This is a genomic window from Cupriavidus sp. 2TAF22, from assembly GCF_052115045.1.
Classification (GTDB): Bacteria; Pseudomonadota; Gammaproteobacteria; order Burkholderiales; family Burkholderiaceae; genus Cupriavidus.
Window position 1 is genome coordinate 524,700 of sequence record NZ_JBFRFX010000001.1, and the last position, 19,410, is coordinate 544,109.

Here is a 19,410-nt window from a genome sequence, read left to right on the forward strand (position 1 = left end):
AGGGACGAAACGAGGAAGGCAGCACCGACACCAGGAGACAGCATGAAGATCACCGCCGCGCGCGTCATCGTATGCAGCCCGGGACGCAATTTCGTGACGCTGAAGATCGAGACCGACGACGGCCTCACCGGCATCGGCGATGCCACGCTCAACGGCCGGGAACTGGCCGTGGCGAGCTATCTGGAAGAACACGTCATCCCGTGCCTGATCGGGCGCGACCCGCATCAGGTGGAAGACATCTGGCAGTACCTGTATCGCGGTGCGTACTGGCGGCGCGGGCCGGTCACCATGAGCGCGATCGCGGCGGTGGACACCGCGCTGTGGGACATCAAGGCCAAGGCCGCGGGCCTGCCGCTGTACCAGTTGCTGGGCGGCAAGAGCCGCACCGGCGTGATGGTGTACGGCCACGCCAACGGCAGCGATATCGAAGCGACCGTGGACGAGGTGCTGCGCTACAAGGAAATGGGCTACCGCGCGGTGCGCGCGCAATCCGGCGTGCCGGGGCTGAACAAGGTGTACGGCGTATCGGGCGACCGCCTGTTCTACGAGCCGGCCGATGGCTCGCTGCCGTCCGAACACGACTGGAGCACCGAGCGCTACCTGGACCACACCCCGCGCCTGTTCGAGAAGGTGCGCGACGCGGTGGGCTGGGACCTGCACCTGCTGCACGACGTGCACCACCGCCTCACGCCGATCGAGGCCGGCCGGCTCGGCAAGTCGCTGGAGCCCTTCCGCCTGTTCTGGATGGAAGACGCCACGCCCGCCGAGCATCAGGAGAGCTTCCGCCTGATCCGCCAGCACACCACCACGCCGCTGGCGGTGGGCGAGGTATTCAATACCATCTGGGACTGCAAGACGCTGATCCAGGAGCAGCTGATCGACTACATCCGCGCCACCGTGGTCCATGCGGGCGGCATCACGCACCTGCGCCGCATCGCTGACTTCGCGGCCCTGCATCAGGTGCGTACCGGCTCGCACGGCGCCACCGACTTGTCGCCGGTGTGCATGGGCGCCGCGCTGCATTTCGACCTGTGGGTGCCCAACTTCGGCATCCAGGAATACATGCGCCACAGCGAGGAGACCGACGCCGTGTTTCCCCACGCGTACACCTTCGCCAAGGGCATGCTCTATCCCGGCGACGTGCCGGGCCACGGCGTGGAGATCGACGAGGCGCTCGCCGCGAAGTATCCGTACCAGCGCGCCTACCTGCCGGTCAACCGGCTTGCCCATGACGGCACGCTATGGCACTGGTAGACAGGAGCAGGCCGATCATGAGCACGCCGCGGCTTCATCCCGCCACGCTCGCGCAATTGCCGCCGGAGGTGGTGCGCCCGGGCTATCCTCGCGAGCGCCTGCGCGGCGGCATCGTCCATCTCGGCATCGGCGCGTTTCATCGCGCCCACCAGGCGGTGGTGAACGAGGCCGCGCTGCAGGCCGGCACGGCGGACCCGGACCCGGACCCGGACCCGGACGCGCTCGCCTGGGGCATCGTCGGCGTATCGCTGCGCCAGCCAGATACGCATGACGCGCTCGCGCCGCAGCAGGGCCTGTACACGCTGGCCTTGCGCGGCGTCGACGAACGCGGCGATGCCTTCGAGCGGCTGCAGGTCATCGGCGGCGTGATCGCGGTGCTGGTGGCCCCGGCCGATCCCGGCGCGGTGCTGGAGCGCATTGCCCATCCCGATGCGCGCATCGTCACGCTGACGGTGACGGAAAAAGGCTACTGCCACGCGCCCGCCAGCGGCATGCTGAACTTCGACGACCCCGGCATCACGCACGATCTGCAGCACGCGGACGCGCCGGTCACCGCCATCGGCTATCTCGCGCGCGGCCTGCAGCGGCGCATGGCGCGCGGGTTGCCGCCGCTGACGCTGCTCTCGTGCGACAACATTGCCGCCAACGGTGACACGCTGCGCAGCTTGTTGCTGGCCTTCTGCGCACGCGTGGACGGCGCGCTGCACGACTGGGTGGCGCGGCGCTGCGGGTTCCCCAATGCGATGGTCGACCGCATCGTGCCGCGGACCACGCCGCGCGACGCCGCGCGCATCAGCGCGGCGCTCGGCGTGGCGGATGCATGGCCGGTGGTGGGCGAGCCGTTCCTGCAATGGGTGATGGAAGACCGCTTCGTGGCGGGCCGGCCGCGCTGGGAAGCCGGCGGCGCTCAGTTCGTCGAGCGTGCCCGGCCGTTCGAGACGCTCAAGCACCGGCTCGTCAACGGCAGCCATTCCACCATGGCTTATCTCGGCATGGTGGCGGGGTGGCCGACCATCGACCGTGTCGTCGCCGAGCCTGCCATGCGGGCGCTGGTGCGCGAGACGATGGCGCAGGAGATGCTGCCGACCCTGCCGCCGCTGCCCGGGCTCGATACCGCCGCTTACCGGCGCGAATTGCTGGTCCGCTTCGCCAATCCCGCGTTGCAGCACAGGACTGGCCAGATCGCCATGGACGGCTCGCAGAAGATCCCGCAGCGCCTGCTCGCGCCGATCCGCGACCGCTTGCTGGCCGGCGCGCCGTTCGCGCGGCTGGCGCTCGGCGTGGCGGCCTGGCTGCATTTCCTCGACGGCCGCGACGAGCACGGCGCGACCTACGCGATCGACGATCCGCTGGCGCCCGCGCTGCGCGCGCTGCTGGCGGGGGCGCACGCGCGGGCCGCGCAGGTCGACGGCGCCGCGGCGCGCGAACGCGCCCGTATCGAGGCCATCACGGCGTTCGCCCCGGTCTTCGGCGAGCTTGCCGGCTCGGAAGTCTTCGTCGAGGCACTTGCACGGCATACGCGCAGTCTGCGCGAACTTGGCGTGCTCGCCACCGTCGAGGCGATCAACGGCTGAACGCCCCCGCCAAGTATCTGCCTTGCCACATGCGTACGGGGCCGCTCACATCGCCACACCCGTGCGCGTTGCGCGTAGTCCACCACACGCACATTTTTGCGCGCTTGCAGTCTAACTAACAGGCCCGCGTATCCTATGCTGAGCAAATATGCAGGCCAGGCCGGCAAGCGGGCCGCGGCACTGGCGGCAGCGCTACTGAGGCGCAACTGCAGCGCAAACTGCAGCGCAAATGCAGCAAACCAGTATCCGGAGGTGGCTATGGAACTTCACATGCAATCGCACCACTACGTGCGCCGTTTGCCTGACTGGATGGCGGCGGCGGTGTCCGGGCTGGCGGCCRGGGCGCTGCTGATGGTCGTCGAGCTGTTCTGGTCCACCATGGTGGCCGGCGTCAACCCGTGGGGCACCACGCGCATGATCGCTGCCATCGTCATGGGTCCGGAAGTGCTGCAGACCTCGCTGTTCAGCGTAAGCACGGTGACGGCGGCACTGGTGATCCACTTCGTGCTGGGCGCGGTGCTCGGCATGATCCTGGCGGCCATCATCGCGCCGTTCCACCTGGACTCCAGCATCGGCATGGTGCTGCTGACCGGGGCGGCCTTCGGGCTGGTGGTCTACCTGCTGAACTTCTACGGCATGACGCGCTTCTTCGCCTGGTTTGCCGATGCGCGCGGCTGGCACACGCTGGTGGGCCACATGATCTTCGGGATGACCGCGGCCATCGCCTACTGGAAGCTCGAAAACAAGGATGTATCGCACTAGACACGCATTCGACAACAGCACCTGGCGCGCGATGTAGCGCGCCCACCATCACGCCCTGCGCTGCAGCAAACGCTGCGTGGCTCGCGGGGTACGCTTTGGGGTTGCGCATTGCTACTACACGGGCGGCGCGCGCCAACGGCGGCGAAGGCAGGCCCTGGCTCTCCTTCGCCGCTTTTTGTTTGCGCTTGTGGCGCACGGCGCGCAGCACGTCGGTGTGGTGGCGCACCCAAAGCGCTTTGCACGACGCCTTGCCGGTGACGGACCACATGCACTAGGCTTATCTCAGCCTTGCGCTGAGTTCGTCCTTTAGCCGTTGGCCGTGCGCAAAGGGGGGGAGGGTCGGTATGGCGCTTGCCATTGCACTCGTCGTCATCGTCGTCGCTTCGGTGCTCTTCCATTTCATGAGCCCGTGGTGGGCGACCCCGCTTGCTTCGAACTGGAAGCAGATGGACGACACGCTGACCATCACCCTGGTCATTACCGGCCTCTTCTTCGTCGTCATCAATCTCTTCGTCGGCTACATCATCTGGCGCTTCCGCCATCGCGCCGGCTCCCGCGCTGCCTACCAGCCGGAGAACCGCAAGCTCGAACTGTGGCTCACCGCGGGGACCACGCTCGGCGTGATCGCGTTGCTGGCGCCCGGGCTGTTCGTCTATGCCGAGTACGTGCGCCCGCCCGCCGACGCCATGGTGCTGGAGGTGGTGGGGCAGCAATGGCAATGGGGCTTCCGCTTCCCGGGGCAGGGCGGCCAGCTCGGTACTTCCGATGCGCGCTTCGTCTCCGGCGCCAATCCGCTGGGCGTGAACCCGGACGATCCGCGCGGGCAGGACGACATCATCGTCGCCGGCCCCGAGGTGCATCTGCCGCTGAACCGCCCGGTCAAGGTGCTGCTGCGCTCGAAGGATGTGCTGCACGACTTCTATGTGCCGCCGTTCCGCGCCCGCATGAACATGGTGCCCGGCATGGTGACGTCGTTCTGGTTTACGCCCACCAAGGTCGGTACGTTCGAGATCCTGTGCGCGCAGTTGTGCGGCGTGGGCCACTACAACATGCGCGGCAAGGTGGTGGTGGAGGAAGATGCCGCGTTCCAGGCCTGGCTGGCGCGCCAGCCCACCTTTGCCCTGACCATGCTGAAGACACCCGCGCCGGCCGCCACGGCGGGCGCGGCGGGCGTGGCCGGCGCACCTGCCGACACGCTTGCGGAGCAGGGCCGCGCGCTGGCGCAGAGCAAGGGCTGCATCGGCTGCCACAGCGTGGACGGCACCAATGGCGTGGGCCCGAGCTGGAAGGGCCTGTACGGGCGCACGGAAACGTTCGCCGACGGCAGCAGCGCCAAGGTGGACGACGGCTATCTCAAGACCGAGATCACCGAGCCGCAGGCGCGCCTCGTCAAGGGCTTCGGGCCGGTGATGCCGAAGATGCCCCTGAGCGAAGAGGAACTGAACGCGCTGATTGCCTACATCCGCGCCAATGGCGCGCAGGCCGGCGCAACGCAGGCGGGCGCTCCTTCGGGCGCCGCATCGGGCGCGGCCGCCAAGTAGCCGCGAGGAGAAACGCAATGGCATACGCCGACCACGACACCCACGGCCCCAGCAGCTTCTTCACGCGCTATATCTGGAGCCAGGACCACAAGGTGATCGCGGTGCAGTACACGCTGGTCGCCATCTTTGTCGGCCTGATCGGCGTGTTGCTGTCCAACCTGATGCGGCTGCAGCTGGGTTTCCCGGGACGTTTCAGCTTCATCGACGCCAACCGCTACTATCAGTTCGTCACCATGCACGGCATGATCATGGTGATCTACCTGCTTACGGCGCTGTTCCTCGGCGGATTCGGCAACTACCTGATCCCGCTCATGGTCGGCGCGCGCGACATGGTGTTCCCTTTCCTCAACATGCTGAGCTTCTGGGTCTACCTGGTTTCCGTGCTGGTGCTGCTGGCGAGCTTCTTCGTGCCGGGCGGGCCCACCGGGGCGGGCTGGACGCTCTATCCGCCGCAGGCCATCCTGCCGGGCACGCCGGGCTATGAGTGGGGCATCATCCTGATGCTGGTGTCGCTGCTGATCTTTATCGTGGCGGCCACCATGGGCGGCCTCAACTACGTCACCACCGTGCTGCAGGCGCGTACCGAGGGCATGACGCTGATGCGCATGCCGCTGTCGGTGTGGGGCATCTTCATGGCTACCATCCTCGCGCTGCTGGCCTTCCCGGCGCTGTTCGTGTCCGGCGTGATGATGCTGCTCGACCGCACGCTCGGCACCAGTTTCTTCATGCCGGCCATGGTGTCGATGGGCCAGCAGCTCAACTACAAGGGCGGCAGCCCGCTGCTGTTCCAGCACCTGTTCTGGTTCTTCGGCCATCCCGAGGTGTACATCGTGGCGCTGCCGGCGTTCGGCATCGTCTCCGACCTGGTCAGCGTCCATTCGCGCAAGAGCATCTTCGGCTACCGCACCATGGTCTGGGCCATCCTGGCCATCGGCGTGCTGTCGGTGGTGGTGTGGGCGCACCATATGTTCGTCAGCGGCATGAACCCGTATTTCGGTTTCTTCTTCGCCACCACCACGCTGATCATCGCCATTCCCACCGCCATCAAGGTCTATAACTGGGTGCTCACGCTGTGGCGCGCCGACATCCATTTCACGGTGCCGATGCTGTTCGCCATCGCCTTCATCAGCACCTTCGTCATTGGCGGGCTGACCGGCCTGTTCCTGGGCAATGTCAGCGTGGACATACCGCTGTCCAATACCTATTTCGTGGTCGCGCATTTCCACATGGTGATGGGCGTGTCGCCCATCCTGGTGGTGTTCGGCGGCCTCTACCACTGGTATCCCAAGGTGACCGGCCGCATGCTCAACGACACGCTGGGCCGGCTGCATTTCTGGGTGACCTTCGTCGGCACCTACGCCATCTTCTTCCCCATGCACTATCTCGGCATCCTCGGCATGCCGCGGCGCTACTACGCCTACGACAATTACGCTTTCATTCCCGAGTCGGCGCACATCATGAACGCCTATATCTCGGTCGCGGCCTTTGTCGTGGCCGCGGCGCAGCTGGTGTTCGTCTTCAACCTGGCATGGAGCGTGCGGCACGGCAGGTCGGCGGGCGCTAATCCGTGGCGCGCCGCCTCGCTCGAATGGCAGACGCCGCAGACGCCGCCCGTGCACGGCAACTGGGGGCCTGAGCTTCCGGTGGTGCATCGCTGGGCCTACGCCTACAGCGTGCCCGGCGCGAGCGAGGATTTCATCGCGCAGAACGCGCCGCCCGAGGCGGGCGGCAACGAACCCGAGCCGCATCCGAGTCACGGAGCCGTGGCATGAACGCGAACCTGATTTTCCGCAGCGATGGCGGCGGCGAGCGCGGCGGCGGCCCCGGCCCCGGCGATGTGGGCCGGCAGCGCACCGGCCCGGCTCCGGCCAGTATCGGCCTGTGGCTGTTCATGGGGGTGGTGACTTCGCTGTTCGCGCTGTTCATCACCGCATACGCCATGCGCATGGATTCACCGGACTGGCACCCGGTTGCGCTGCCCTGGCAGGTGTGGATGTCCACCGCGCTGCTGGCGGCGGGCAGCGCGGCCATGCTGGTGGCGGCGCGTGCCGCGCGCGCGGGGCGCTTCTCGCTGGCGCATCGCGCGCTGCGCTGGGGCGGCCTAGCGGCGGCCGCCTTTGTCTGCTCGCAGCTATGGGCGTGGCAGGCCTTGCTCGCCATCCACGTGATGCCGGCCAACAATCCGGCCGGCAGCTTCTTCTACCTGCTCACCGCGATGCACGGGCTGCATGTGCTGGGCGGGCTGGCCGGGTGGGCCCTGGCGATGCACGCGGCGCCGGGCGGGGCGCGCATGACGCTGCGCATCTCGCTGTGCGCGCGCTACTGGCATTTCCTGCTGGCGGTGTGGCTGGTGCTGCTGGCCGCGCTCGGCTGGCTCACGCCGGAGCTCGTGCGCTTCATCTGCGGCCGCGGCTGAGTGGTCATGGCCAACACCGAAGGAGGTGAGCCGATGTCATCGCAACCCGTTTCCTCCGCACCCGCGCAGGCGGCCATGGCTGCCCCCGCGGCGGCCGGCTTGCGCGGGCTGGTGGCAGACTGGTCGTCGGACCAGCAGGCCTTCAAGGTGTCGTGGGGCAAGGCCATGATGTGGATTTTCCTGCTGTCCGACACCTTTATCTTCAGTTGCTTCCTGACCGGCTACATGACGGTGCGGATCGCCAACACGGCGCCGTGGCCGAACCCGAGCGAGGTCTTTGGCCTGAGCATCGGCGGCACCGAAGTGCCGTTGCTGCTGATTGCCATCATGACGTTCGTGCTCATCAGCAGCAGCGGCACCATGGCGATGGCGGTGAACTTCGCCTACCGGCGCGACCGCGTCAGATGCGCGACGCTGATGTTCCTCACCGCGCTGTTCGGCGTGGCCTTCGTCTCCATGCAGGCCTTCGAATGGACCAAGCTGATCGTGCAGGAAGGCGTGCGTCCCTGGGGCAATCCGATGGGCGCGGCGCAGTTCGGCTCGACCTTCTTCATGATCACCGGCTTCCACGGCCTGCACGTGAGCTGTGGCGTGATCTACCTGCTGGTGGTGGCCACCAAGGTCCTGCGTGGGCGCTACGAGGCCAGCGGCAACTACCAGATCGTGGAGATCGCCGGGCTCTACTGGCACTTCGTGGACCTGGTGTGGGTGTTCATCTTCGCGCTGTTCTATCTCTGGTAAGGCATGTCATGGCTACGTCGACGCCGTCTTCCGCCAATCCCGCGCCCGCGGGCCATGGCGCCCAGCATGGGCAGCAGCATCCCATCGGCCTGTACCTGAAGATCTGGGGCTTGCTGTTCGTGCTGTCCACGCTGTCCTACCTGGTGGACTATTTCCATTTCGAGGGCTACCTGCGCTGGACCCTCATCCTGCTGTTCATGGCGATGAAGGCGGGCCTGATCGTGGCGGTCTTCATGCATATGGCGTGGGAGCGCATGGCGCTGATCTGCGCCATTCTGGTGCCACCGCTGTGCCTGCTGGTGCTGGTCGGCCTGATGGCCACCGAGGCGGACTACACCTTCCTGCTACGGGGCATGTTCTTCCGCTAGGGGGCCCGGCGCGGCGCGCCGGCGGTACACTTGGCGGGTTGCCGGTCACCAAGAGGACGTCATGCACCCAGCCACGGAAGCCATCCTGATCTACAACCACGGCCGCGATCCCGAGCGGCTCACGCGCAAGCTGGCCGCCATTGCCGCCGATCCCTTCGCCTTCCTGCGCGGCACCAACCATCTGTATGCCGCCGCCGTGGGCGGCGAGGCCGCCTTGATCGAAGCGCCTGTCACCTACGTCTGCGGTGACCTCCACCTGGAAAACCTCGGCAGCTTCAAGGGCGATAACGGCCTGGTCTACTTCGATCTCAACGACTTCGACGATGCGCTGGTGGCGCCGCTCACGGTGGACCTGGTGCGCCTGCTTTCCAGCCTGATGATCGCTGCGCCCCAGCTTGGCCTGTCGGACGCCGACGCGCGCGCCGGCGCTGAAGGCATGCTCGACGCCTACGCCGGCGTACTGGCCGCCGGCAAGCCGCGCTGGGTCGAGCGCGCCACCGCCACCGGCATGGTCGCCACGCTGCTGCGCCGGGTCCGGCGCCGGCGCCGCGGCGAACTGCTGGCCGAGCGCACCGTGCGCAGCGGCGGCAAGCGCCGCCTGCTGGTCGACGGCAGGCGCGCCCTGGCGCCGCTCAAAGGCGAGCGCAAGCGCGCGGCCGCCATCCTTGGCGAATTCGACCGGCAATCCGTGCATGGGCGGCTGGTTGCCGACGACACCGCGCGCCGTATCGCGGGCGTGGGCAGCCTCGGCCTGGAGCGCTACGTGGTGCTTGCCCATGCGGACGGCAACCTCGGTGCCCAGCGCCTGGTCGATATCAAGCGGGCCGCCCCCAGCGCGTGGAAGAGCATGCCGCTGCGGGCACAGCCGGGCTGGCACAGCGAAGCCGCGCGCGTGGTGCAGATCCAGCATGCCATGCAGGCGGCGTCGCCGGCGTTGCTGTCGGCCGTGGCCATGGAGTCCGCCTCCTACATCGTCAAGGGCCTCCAGCCCACCGCGGACCGCGTCAACATCGGGCCGCGCACCGCACGCGCCGATCTGCGCGAGGTGTTGCTGACGATGGCGCGCGTTGCCGCCTGGGCGCACCTGCGCGGCTGCGGGCACGAGGCCGCGGACCGCATCGAGCAGCTGCAGGAATTCGCCGCGGCCGCGCGCTGGCGGGCGCCGGTGCTGCGCCTGGCACGGCATGGGTGCGAGGTGGCGCAGGCGCAATGGAAGGCGTTTGCGCAGGACTACCGGCAAGCGCGGGGCGCCAGCGAGACGAGGGGGGCGAAGGGGACGAAGGGGGCGGGGAAGAAGGACAGCCCGGCGCGCTGACGGCGCCGGGCGGGGGAGGCGCCCGCGTGGCCGCGGGCCGCCTGGCTCAGATCTGCGTGATGAACTTGGTCACGAGATAGCCATCGAAGGTTTCCTGGCCGCCTTCGCTGCCGATGCCGGAATCCTTGATGCCGCCGAACGGCGTTTCGGCCAGGGCCATGCCGAAATGGTTGATGTTGACCATGCCGGCTTCCAGGCCGTTGGACACCAGCGTGGCGGTCTTCAGCGAGTTGGTGAACACATACGAGGCCAGGCCGAACGGCAGGCTGTTGGCGCGGCGCAGCACTTCCTCGGCGTCCTTGAAGCGGGTGACCGGCGCGACCGGGCCGAACGGCTCGTCCACCATCAGCTTGGCGTCGTCGGGCAGGTCGGTGACCACGGTGGGGGCAAAGAAGAAGCCCTTGTCGCCGATGCGCGAGCCGCCGGCGACGACCTTGCCGCCGCGCTGGCTGGCGTCGTCCAGGAACTGCTCCATCGAGGCAATGCGGCGCTCATGTGCGAGTGGGCCCATCTGGGTGCCGTCGTCCAGGCCGTCGCCGACCTTGATCGAGCCGATCACTTCGGTGAAGCGCGCCAGGAACTTGTCATAGGCCTTTTCCTGTACGTAGAAGCGCGTGGGCGATACGCACACCTGGCCGGCATTGCGCAGCTTGAAGCGGGCCAGCATCTCGGCCGCCGGCTCGATGTCGGCGTCGTCGAACACCAGCACCGGCGAGTGGCCGCCCAGCTCCATCGTCACGCGCTTCATGTGCGCGCCAGCCAGCGCGGCCAGCTGCTTGCCCACCGGCACCGAGCCGGTGAAGGAAATCTTGCGCACGATCGGCGATTCGATCAGGTAGGTGGAAATCTCGCCCGGCACGCCCCACACGATGTTCAGCACGCCCGGGGGCAGGCCTGCGTCGTGGAACAGCTGAGCCAGCGCGACCACCGCGCTGGGCGAGTCTTCCGGACCCTTGAGGATCAGCGTGCAGCCGGCGCCGACGGCCGAGACGATCTTGCGGATGGCCTGGTTGAAGGGGAAGTTCCACGGCGTGAAGGCGGCGCACACGCCGATCGGCTCGCGCACCACGATCTGGCGCACGTTGGGCTGGCGCGGGGGGATCACGCGGCCGTAGATGCGGCGGCATTCCTCGGCGTGCCATTCGGCATGCTCGGCACAGATCATGACCTCGCCCACCGCCTCGGCCAGCGGCTTGCCCTGGTCCAGCGTGATATTGCGGCCGATGTCCTTGGCGCGCTCGCGGGTCAGCTCGGCCACGCGGCGCAGTATCTTCGAGCGCTCCAGCGGCGAGGTCTTCTTCCAGCTTTCGAAGGCACGCTGCGCGGCGGCCAGCGCGCGGTCCAGGTCGGCACGGCTGGCGTGCGGCAGCTTGCCCAGCAGTTCCTGGGTGGCCGGGTTGATGACGTCCTGCTCGCGCCGGTCCCCTCCCTTGACGAATTCTCCATCGATATAGAGGGCGAGATCCTGGTACATGCCTTTCTCCTGATTGTTGTGAGCGCGGCACTTCGGGGCTGCCTGTGCCGCAGATAGGCCAGGGCGATTGCTTCCCGGGCCAGGAATTCTTGGACGAAGCCGCAAGCTTAACGCGTCGGGCGGTTATCTGCAGCACCCGGCGCGCTCCGGGCGCGGCGTGGCTGCGCCGCGCAGGCTGTCCCCGCAAGCTGGCCGATGCCACGGTGGTTCGTCCCGCTTTGCCTGGTGCTGCTGTTCTCAAATGTGGAACAGTAGTATCGTATTTGGCAACCTTTCTATAATTCCAGCAACGCGCCCCCGCCGCCAACGCTTTGCCTTTTCCGTGGATTTTCCGATGAGTGATCTCGCACAACACGACCTGCCGCTGCAAGGCGTCAGGGTGGTGGAATTCTGTACCGTCGCAGCCGGGCCCTTCTGCGGCATGCTGCTGGCCGACATGGGCGCCGAGGTGGTCAAGGTGGAGGCGCCCGACGGCGACACCTTGCGGCAATGGCCGCCACTGTCGGATGGCTACTCGGAGAACTTTGCCTCGCTCAACCGCAACAAGCAGTCAGTGGCGCTGAATCTCAAGGATCCGGCGGACCTGGCGCTGGCGCGCAGCCTGGTCCTCGACGCCGATGTGCTGATCGAGAACAACCGTCCCGGGGTGATGGAGCGGCTCGGCCTCGGCTACGCCAGCTTCCGCGAGGCAAAGCCAGGGCTGGTGTACTGCTCGGTGTCGGCCTACGGGCAGAGCGGCCCGCGCGCGGGCGAGGGCGGTTTCGACCTGACCATCCAGGCCGCCGCCGGCGTGATGAGCGTGACCGGCGAGCCCGACGGCGCGCCCGTGAAATGCGGCGTGCCGCTCGCCGATTTCGCCTCGGGCCTCTATGGCGCCTTTGCCATCTCCAGCGCGCTGGCGCGCGTGCGCGCCGGCGGGCCGGGTGCGCATATCGACGTGCCCATGTACGGCTGTACGCTGGGCATCGCCGCGCTGCAGACCAGCGAGTACTTCGGTAACGGCAAGAGCCCGGCCAAGCTCGGCTCGGCCCATCCGCGCAACGCGCCCTACCAGGCGTTCCGCGCGGCCGACGGCTACTTCGCCATTGCCGCCGGCAACCAGAAGCTGTGGCTGGAGGTGGTGCGCGTGGTGGCATTGCCGGCACTGGCGCAGGACGGCCGCTTCGCCACCACGCGCGACCGCGCCGCCAACCAGTCGGCGCTCAAGGTATTGCTGGAAGAACGCTTCGCCGAAGCCGGCGTGGACCACTGGATCGCTGCCTTCAATGCGGCCGGCGTGCCCCACGCCCGCATCAACGACTATGCCGCCGCGCTGGACGACCCGCAGGTCGAGCATATGGAGTGGGTCCGCCCGCTGACGCTGCCGGGTGGCCACCAGACGCGCACCTTTGCTTCGCCACTGCGCTTCGACGGGCATGGCCTGCCGATCCGCCGCGATCCGCCGGCGCTGGGCGAGCATAACGCCGCGGTGCGGGCGCGCTACGCCGCGCCCGCCGCCGGCACGGACGCATGAAGCGCCGAGAGGACACGAATATGAGCGACAAGATAGAACGGCTGCGCGAGTTCGTCGCCACCATCAGCAGGGTGGTCACGCAGGCGGAGCGCGACGGCAGCGACGAGGCGGCCGTGCTGGCGCAGGCCTCGCCCGCGCTTGCCCGGCTGGTGGCGCAGGATGACTGGCTGCCCGAAGAGATGGCGCGGCCGCACCCGGTCTACTACCAGCAGCACCTGCTCTATGGCGATCCGCTGGACCGCTTCTCGCTGGTCAGCTTCGTCTGGGGGCCGGGCCAGCAGACGCCGGTGCACGATCACACGGTGTGGGGGCTGATCGGCATGCTGCGCGGCGCGGAAATCGACCAGCACTATCGCGTGGAAGGCGGACAGCTGGTGGCCGATGGCGACGAAGTCCTGCTGCACGCCGGCCAGGTGGCGGCCGTGTCGCCGTCGCTTGGCGATGTACACCGCGTGCGCAATGCATACGATGACCGTGTCTCGGTCAGCGTGCACTTGTACGGCGGCAATATCGGCCGCATCCAGCGGCATGTCTATGATCCCGCGAGCGGCGCCACCAAGCCGTTCGTGTCGGGATACTCGAATGCGCTGGTGCCCAACCTGTGGGCTGCGGCGGCGAAGGAGTGAGCGTGGACCAGGACATCATCCTGCTGGTGCGCAAGGAGGGCGACGTCACCCGGCTCACGCTCAACCGGCCCGCGCGCGGCAACGCGCTGTCGCGCGAACTGGTGACGGCGCTGACGGAAGCAGTCGACGATTGCCATCGTGACGGTACGCGCCTGCTTGTCATCGAAGGCGCAGGCAAGCACTTCTGCACCGGCTTCGACCTGGGCGACCTCGATGCCGAGAGCGACGATTCCCTGCTCGCGCGCTTCGTGCGCGTGGAGTTGCTGCTGCAGAGCGTATATGCGGCGCCGTTCGCCACGGCGGCCCTGGTGCAAGGGCGGGCGATGGGCGCGGGGGCCGATCTCGTCGCCGCGTGCGAGCAGCGCTGGGTGGAGGCAGGCAGCAGCTTCGCTTTCCCCGGCGCGGCTTTCGGGCTGGTGCTTGGAAGCGCCCGCCTGGCGCAACTGGCAGGTATTTCGCGGGCACGCGAATGGATCACCGGCGGGCGCTCGTTCGACGCCGGCGCGGCGATAGCGGGCGGCCTTGCCTCGGGCCTGCTGGAGGCCGACCCGCAGAGCGATGCCACGGCGGCGCGCGACGCCGTCGTGGCATCGCTTGCCGGGCGTGCGCGGCGCCTGGACATGCGCACGCTGGCGGCCATTCACGATGCCACCCGCGACGGCGGCGCCGAGGCAGCATCACGGCAGCTCGCCGACCTGGTCCGCTCCGCGGCGCGGCCGGGGATCAAGGCCCGGATTGCGGCCTATCGCGCTGCGGCCGCAAGCTGAGCTTCGCGCAGCGCCTCAATCGACAGAACCGCCAGAATCGCCAGAGCGGATACGCCCCGGGCCGGCACCATCGATCGACGGTGCCGGCCCGGGGCGTATCCATTGGCGGATGTATGGCGAGATCCTTTGCGCGGATCAGTTCGGCGCCGTGCCGGCGGAAGACATCTCCTGCTTCATCGCCTCGTTGTTGGCTTTCTTGTCCGCCTTCTTGTCCTGCTTGGCGGCCTTCACATCGTGCTTGTACTCGCTCTGGGCGGCCTTCTTCCTGGTCTTGTATTCGTCCGACGCCTGCTTGTTGGCGTCGCGGCGCTGCACCAGGGGATCCTTCGGCGGCTCGACCTGGGTCATGCCGGCGGGTACGGCGGTGTTGCCGGCATCGGCGGGCGCGGCCGGGGTTTGCGCGAAGGCAGCGGCACAAAGCAGGCCGGCGGCCAGGGCGGTGGAAGCTTGCAAGAAGTGAACGGGCTTGTTCTGCGACATATCGGACCTCACTGTTGATGGATCGGTACGGCCCTTCGGATCCCGCGCGGCGGCGTTGCGACGGCTGGACTGCGGGGTGCCGAGGGCCACTTGTGTTGCGCATTGGCGTTGCGCATTTCGCCATTGTTTGACCGGCCCGCTTTGCGCCGCGTGCCCCGATCCAGACAACTGCTTACAATTGGCTTTCTGTCTGACAGACGGCTACCGACATGACCCGTCGGCGGGTTGTGGGATAGTGGCTCCCGGGGGAGTTCCGCCCCGCCTGCGCAAGCTGCTTCGGGCGCAATGAGAAGAACCAGACAAGCACTCGACATGCCAACGAAATCCAAAGCGCAGCTGACCACCGGCCCGATCGGGCGCACCTTGCTGACGTTCTCGCTGCCTGTGCTGGGCAGTAACATCCTGCAGTCGCTCAACGCCTCGGTGAACTCGGTGTGGGTGGGCCACTTCCTCGGCGAGGCGGCGCTCACGGCAACCTCCAACGCCAACATCATCTTGTTCTTCCTGCTTGGGGTGGTGTTCGGCATCAGCATGGCCAACACCATCATGATCGGGCAGGCGGTGGGCGCGCGCGACCTGGGCGAAGCACGCCGCGTGGTGGGGACCAGCACGACGTTCTTCGTCCTGCTTTCGGTGCTGGCGGCGGCGCTGGGCTACGCCTTCACCCCGGCCATCCTCGCCGCCATGGATACGCCGGCCGACGCCAGGCCGCTGGCAATCAGCTACCTGCGCATCATTTTCCTGGCGCTGCCTTTCATGTATTTCTACAACTTCGTGATGATGACGCTGCGCGGCGCGGGGGATTCGCGCACGCCGTTCTATTTCATGCTGTTGTCGGTGGGCCTGGATGTGGCGCTCAACCCGCTGCTGATCTTCGGCATCGGGCCGTTCCCCGAACTCGGCATCGCGGGCTCGGCGCTGTCGACGCTGATCGCGCAGCTCGCAAGCCTGGCGGCGATGCTGGCGCTGCTCTACCGCCGCCGCCATTTCCTCGCGCTGCGCCGGCGCCAGCTCGGCTACCTGCGTCCTAATGCCGCCATCCTGCGCGCGCTGGTGGCCAAGGGCCTGCCGATGGGCCTGCAGATGGTGGTGATCTCGTCGTCGGCGATCGTGATGATGTCGCTGGTCAATCGCCATGGCTCGCAGACCACGGCCGCTTACGGCGTGGCGTCGCAGTTGTGGACCTACGTGCAGATGCCCGCGCTGGCGGTCGGCGCGAGCGTGTCGTCGATGGTCGCGCAGAACGTTGGCGCGGGACTGTGGGAGCGGGTGACGCGCATCACGCGCGTGGGGCTGCTGTTCAACCTGCTGATGACCGGGGCCCTGGTGGGCCTGATCTACCTGTTCAACCGTCATTCGCTGGGCCTGTTCCTGCCCGACGATGGCACGGCGATCGGCATTGCGCAGCATATCAATGCCATCGTGCTGTGGTCCTTCATCCTGTTCGGCTTCACCATCGTGCTGTTCGGCACCGTGCGCGCCACCGGCGCGGTGATGGCGCCGCTGGTGATCCTGTTCCTGTCGATGTGGGTGGTGCGGCTGCCATTTGCCTGGGTGCTGGAACGTACCCTCGGCGCCGATGCGATCTGGTGGAGCTTTCCGCTGGGCTCGGTGGTATCGGTGACGCTGGCGGTGGCCTACTACCGCCTCGGCAACTGGCGCACCAGCCATATCCTGCCGGCCACCCCCGCGGGGGCGCCTCCGGAGCAGGAGTTCGCGCCGCAGGCGCCGGACACCAGCATGGGCACGCCATGCGAAGAGGCCCTGACCACGGCGGGTGCCGCGGTCGAAGAAGACATGCTGGCGGAGGCCACCGCCGGCGCACCCGCGCGCCCGCGCGAGCCCTGAGCGTCGCGGCCGCGGGTGGCGGTGTCGTGGCACCCGGTGCGCGCGGCGTGCCCTGGGATGCCGGCCTGAAAGGCAATCGAAAGATCCGTCTGGCATCGTGCGGTCCGTGGCCAAGGCAGCGATTCCAGGCGTTGCCTTTCAATTGCCTTTCGGTGCCCCTCTGGGTGCCTTGGGTGCCTCCTTCTGTGTTCCTTCGGGGCCGGCGCCGATGCCGTCCCGCGATGCGTTCCCGCCGATGCTGCGCTGTCTGCCGCGCGGCGTTCTTGCGCGCCCGCATTTCCTGCCTCACAGCCAGATGCGCTGTCGGCGACGCGCACGCGTTCCTCGTACCTCCGGTCATTCCCTGCTGTTTTCGCGGGTGTTTTTGCCTGTTTTTCGCAAATACATCACAACATGATATTTATTCGATTCGACACAATCCGATGCGTATCGGTGATTACCCCTAAGTCAGGACAAATGAAAGCAAGCTGAAAGATCGCCTCTCTAAGGTTGCATCCATCCTGCAGGAGATGCCGTTCAAACCTGCCGATCCAACCGTCTTCGCAAGCGAGAGCCTGCCTGCGAAGCCGAATGCTTTCACGTACTTTGAGGAGAATCGTTTTGCGCATACGCAGCCAAAAGGACTTTGCCTCCGGCCTGATGTTCGTTCTGGTCGGTCTGGGCTTTTCCTGGGTCGCTCGCGGCTATTCCATGGGAACTGCCGCAAAGATGGGCCCCGGATATTTTCCGTTCCTGCTAGGCCTGGTACTCGCCTTGCTTGGAGCATTCGTGTTGATCGGTTCGGTGTCGAAAAAGGGTGAAGCGGACCAGCTCGCCCGCTGGGACCTGAAGACGCTGTTGTGGATCCTGGGTTCGGTGGTGCTGTTCGGCCTGCTGCTCAAGCCGCTCGGCATGGTGCTGTCGGTGTTCGTGCTGGTGCTGGTGTCGTCGATGGCCAGCCACGAGTTCAGCTGGAAGGGTGCCTTGGCCAACGCCGTGGTGCTCGTGCTGATCAGCATGGGCGCCTTCGTCTACGGTATCAATCTGCAGATGCCGGTCTGGCCTGCTTTCATTACTGGTTAAGGAGTCGGCCAGATGGAATTGTTTGAACACTTGTCGCTGGGTTTCTCCACGGCACTGACACTGCAGAACCTCGCATACGCCTTCCTGGGCTGCGTGCTGGGTACCCTGATCGGCGTGCTGCCGGGCCTGGGGCCTCTGGCCACCATCGCCATGCTGCTGCCGGTCACCTACACGCTGCCCCCGGTGGCCGCGCTGATCATGCTGGCCGGTATCTACTACGGCGCGCAGTACGGTGGCTCGACCACCGCCATCCTGGTCAACCTGCCTGGTGAATCGTCGTCGGTGGTGACCACCATCGACGGCTACCAGATGGCGCGGCGAGGGCGAGCGGGGGTGGCGCTTGCCACATCCGGCCTGGGCTCGTTCTTCGCCGGCTGCGTGGCTACCCTGATCCTGGCTGCGTTCGCCACGCCGCTGTCGGAACTGGCGTTCAAGTTCGGCCCCGCCGAGTACTTCTCGCTGATGGTGCTGGGCCTGATCGGCGCCGTGGTGCTGGCTTCGGGTTCGCTGCCGAAGGCGGTTGCGATGATCGTGCTGGGCCTGCTGCTCGGCCTGATCGGCACCGACGTGAACTCTGGCGCCGCGCGCTTCTCGTTCGACATCCCCGAACTGACCGACGGCATCGACTTCGTCGCGCTGGCCATGGGTATGTTCGGCTTCGCCGAGATCGTGGCGAACCTGGAGCAGAAGGAAGACCGCGAGACCTTCACCGACCGCGTGACCAACCTCTGGCCGACCAAGGAAGACTTCAGGCGCATGGCACCCGCGGTGCTGCGCGGCACGCTGCTGGGTTCGGCACTGGGTATCCTGCCGGGCGGCGGTGCGGCGCTGGCTTCGTTCGCAGCGTACTCGCTGGAAAAGAAGACCTCGAAGTACTCGCATGAGTTCGGCAAGGGCGCCATCGAAGGCGTGGCAGGTCCGGAATCGGCCAACAACGCCGCGGCACAGACCTCCTTCATCCCGCTGCTGACGCTGGGCATTCCGCCCAACGCCGTGATGGCGCTGATGGTGGGTGCGATGACCATCCACAACATCCAGCCGGGCCCGCAGGTCATGACCAGCAACCCCGCGCTGTTCTGGGGCCTGATCGCCTCGATGTGGATCGGCAACCTGATGCTCATCATCCTGAACCTGCCGATGATCGGCATCTGGGTGAAGCTGCTGACCGTGCCTTACCGCTTCCTGTACCCGGCCATCCTGGTGTTCTGCGGTATCGGCGTGTACTCGGTCAACAACCAGACCTTCGACGTGTTCATGGCAGCCGGCTTCGGCATCATCGGCTACCTGTTCCTGAAGCTCAAGTGCGAGCCGGCGCCGCTGCTGCTGGGCTTCGTGCTCGGACCGATGATGGAAGAAAACTTCCGCCGCTCCCTGCTGCTGTCGCGTGGCGAGTTCACCGTGTTCGTGACGCGTCCGCTGTCGATGGGCCTGCTGATCGCCGCTGCCGCACTGGTCGCCGTCGTTGCACTGCCGTCGATCAAGGCCAAGCGCGAAGAAGCGTTCCAGGAAGAGTAGTACCGAAGAAGCCCCCGTGCCGGCGCGGCCATGTGCCGGCACGCACAATGCAAGACGCAAGATCCGGGGTGCCTCGCGCACCCCGTTTTCTTTGGCAAGACGCGTTCCGGTCCAGGCTGGCACGCACGCAGTGAACCCCGCCCGGCTGTGCTCG

At 67.1% G+C, this 19,410-nt stretch carries 17 protein-coding genes; 15 read left to right on the forward strand and 2 right to left on the reverse strand.

Annotated features, from left to right (window positions below):
* Positions 1–42 precede the first annotated feature (42 nt).
* The 9 genes from manD to AB4Z48_RS02395 all read left to right on the forward strand — a co-directional run bounded on the left by manD (position 43) and on the right by AB4Z48_RS02395 (position 9,971).
* Positions 43–1,254: a D-mannonate dehydratase ManD gene (manD, locus tag AB4Z48_RS02355; protein WP_441612225.1), complete on the forward strand. Its 1,212-nt coding sequence runs from the start codon at positions 43–45 to the stop codon at positions 1,252–1,254.
* 17 nt (positions 1,255–1,271) lie between these two features.
* Positions 1,272–2,828: a mannitol dehydrogenase family protein gene (locus AB4Z48_RS02360; RefSeq protein WP_441612226.1), complete on the forward strand. Its 1,557-nt coding sequence runs from the start codon at positions 1,272–1,274 to the stop codon at positions 2,826–2,828.
* 258 nt (positions 2,829–3,086) lie between these two features.
* The gene (locus tag AB4Z48_RS02365; RefSeq protein ID WP_441612227.1) at positions 3,087–3,590 is read left to right on the forward strand and encodes a hypothetical protein; all 504 of its coding nucleotides are present in this window, start codon (positions 3,087–3,089) and stop codon (positions 3,588–3,590) included.
* Positions 3,591–3,934: 344 nt separating this feature from the next.
* Positions 3,935–5,131: a c-type cytochrome gene (locus AB4Z48_RS02370; RefSeq protein ID WP_441612228.1), complete on the forward strand. Its 1,197-nt coding sequence runs from the start codon at positions 3,935–3,937 to the stop codon at positions 5,129–5,131.
* 17 nt (positions 5,132–5,148) lie between these two features.
* The gene (gene ctaD / locus AB4Z48_RS02375) at positions 5,149–6,903 is read left to right on the forward strand and encodes a cytochrome c oxidase subunit I (RefSeq protein ID WP_441612229.1); all 1,755 of its coding nucleotides are present in this window, start codon (positions 5,149–5,151) and stop codon (positions 6,901–6,903) included.
* Entirely contained in the window at positions 6,900–7,547 is a 648-nt protein-coding gene (locus AB4Z48_RS02380) for a bb3-type cytochrome oxidase subunit III (protein WP_441612230.1), read from the forward strand. The genes ctaD and AB4Z48_RS02380 overlap by 4 nt, the downstream gene beginning before the upstream one ends.
* 33 nt (positions 7,548–7,580) lie before the next feature.
* Positions 7,581–8,288, forward strand: a complete 708-nt coding sequence (locus AB4Z48_RS02385; protein ID WP_441612231.1) for a heme-copper oxidase subunit III family protein — start codon at positions 7,581–7,583, stop codon at positions 8,286–8,288.
* A gap of 8 nt (positions 8,289–8,296) precedes the next feature.
* A complete protein-coding gene (locus tag AB4Z48_RS02390; RefSeq protein WP_441612232.1) occupies positions 8,297–8,656 on the forward strand; it encodes a cytochrome C oxidase subunit IV family protein in 360 nt (119 codons plus the stop codon).
* A 61-nt stretch (positions 8,657–8,717) separates the two neighbouring features.
* The gene (locus tag AB4Z48_RS02395; protein ID WP_441612233.1) at positions 8,718–9,971 is read left to right on the forward strand and encodes a DUF2252 family protein; all 1,254 of its coding nucleotides are present in this window, start codon (positions 8,718–8,720) and stop codon (positions 9,969–9,971) included.
* Positions 9,972–10,017: 46 nt separating this feature from the next.
* Here the strand turns inward: AB4Z48_RS02395 and AB4Z48_RS02400 are convergent, their stop codons facing one another.
* Positions 10,018–11,445 (reverse strand): NAD-dependent succinate-semialdehyde dehydrogenase, encoded by a 1,428-nt coding sequence (locus AB4Z48_RS02400; RefSeq protein WP_441612235.1) that lies wholly within the window; start codon positions 11,443–11,445, stop codon positions 10,018–10,020.
* A gap of 334 nt (positions 11,446–11,779) precedes the next feature.
* Here AB4Z48_RS02400 and AB4Z48_RS02405 point away from each other — a divergent pair, with 334 nt between their 5' ends.
* From AB4Z48_RS02405 to AB4Z48_RS02415, 3 genes are read left to right on the forward strand one after another with little or no spacing between them, the layout of a single operon-like run.
* A complete protein-coding gene (locus AB4Z48_RS02405) occupies positions 11,780–12,958 on the forward strand; it encodes a CaiB/BaiF CoA transferase family protein (protein ID WP_441612236.1) in 1,179 nt (392 codons plus the stop codon).
* Positions 12,959–12,978: 20 nt separating this feature from the next.
* Positions 12,979–13,584: a cysteine dioxygenase gene (locus tag AB4Z48_RS02410; protein WP_441612237.1), complete on the forward strand. Its 606-nt coding sequence runs from the start codon at positions 12,979–12,981 to the stop codon at positions 13,582–13,584.
* A 2-nt stretch (positions 13,585–13,586) separates the two neighbouring features.
* Positions 13,587–14,351, forward strand: a complete 765-nt coding sequence (locus AB4Z48_RS02415; protein ID WP_441612238.1) for an enoyl-CoA hydratase/isomerase family protein — start codon at positions 13,587–13,589, stop codon at positions 14,349–14,351.
* 135 nt (positions 14,352–14,486) lie between these two features.
* Here the strand turns inward: AB4Z48_RS02415 and AB4Z48_RS02420 are convergent, their stop codons facing one another.
* Complete coding sequence (locus AB4Z48_RS02420) at positions 14,487–14,804, reverse strand: hypothetical protein (RefSeq protein ID WP_441612239.1); 318 nt, start codon at positions 14,802–14,804, stop codon at positions 14,487–14,489.
* Between the two features lie 339 nt (positions 14,805–15,143).
* On the opposite strand from AB4Z48_RS02420, the gene AB4Z48_RS02425 reads away from it, so the two are divergent.
* The 3 genes from AB4Z48_RS02425 (at position 15,144) to AB4Z48_RS02435 (ending at position 19,256) form a co-directional block, all read left to right on the forward strand.
* Positions 15,144–16,679, forward strand: coding sequence for an MATE family efflux transporter (locus AB4Z48_RS02425; RefSeq protein ID WP_441612240.1), 1,536 nt, complete (start codon positions 15,144–15,146; stop codon positions 16,677–16,679).
* 600 nt (positions 16,680–17,279) lie between these two features.
* Positions 17,280–17,741, forward strand: a complete 462-nt coding sequence (locus AB4Z48_RS02430; protein WP_441612241.1) for a tripartite tricarboxylate transporter TctB family protein — start codon at positions 17,280–17,282, stop codon at positions 17,739–17,741.
* 12 nt (positions 17,742–17,753) lie between these two features.
* Positions 17,754–19,256: a tripartite tricarboxylate transporter permease gene (locus AB4Z48_RS02435; protein WP_441612242.1), complete on the forward strand. Its 1,503-nt coding sequence runs from the start codon at positions 17,754–17,756 to the stop codon at positions 19,254–19,256.
* The last annotated feature ends 154 nt before the right edge of the window (positions 19,257–19,410 follow it).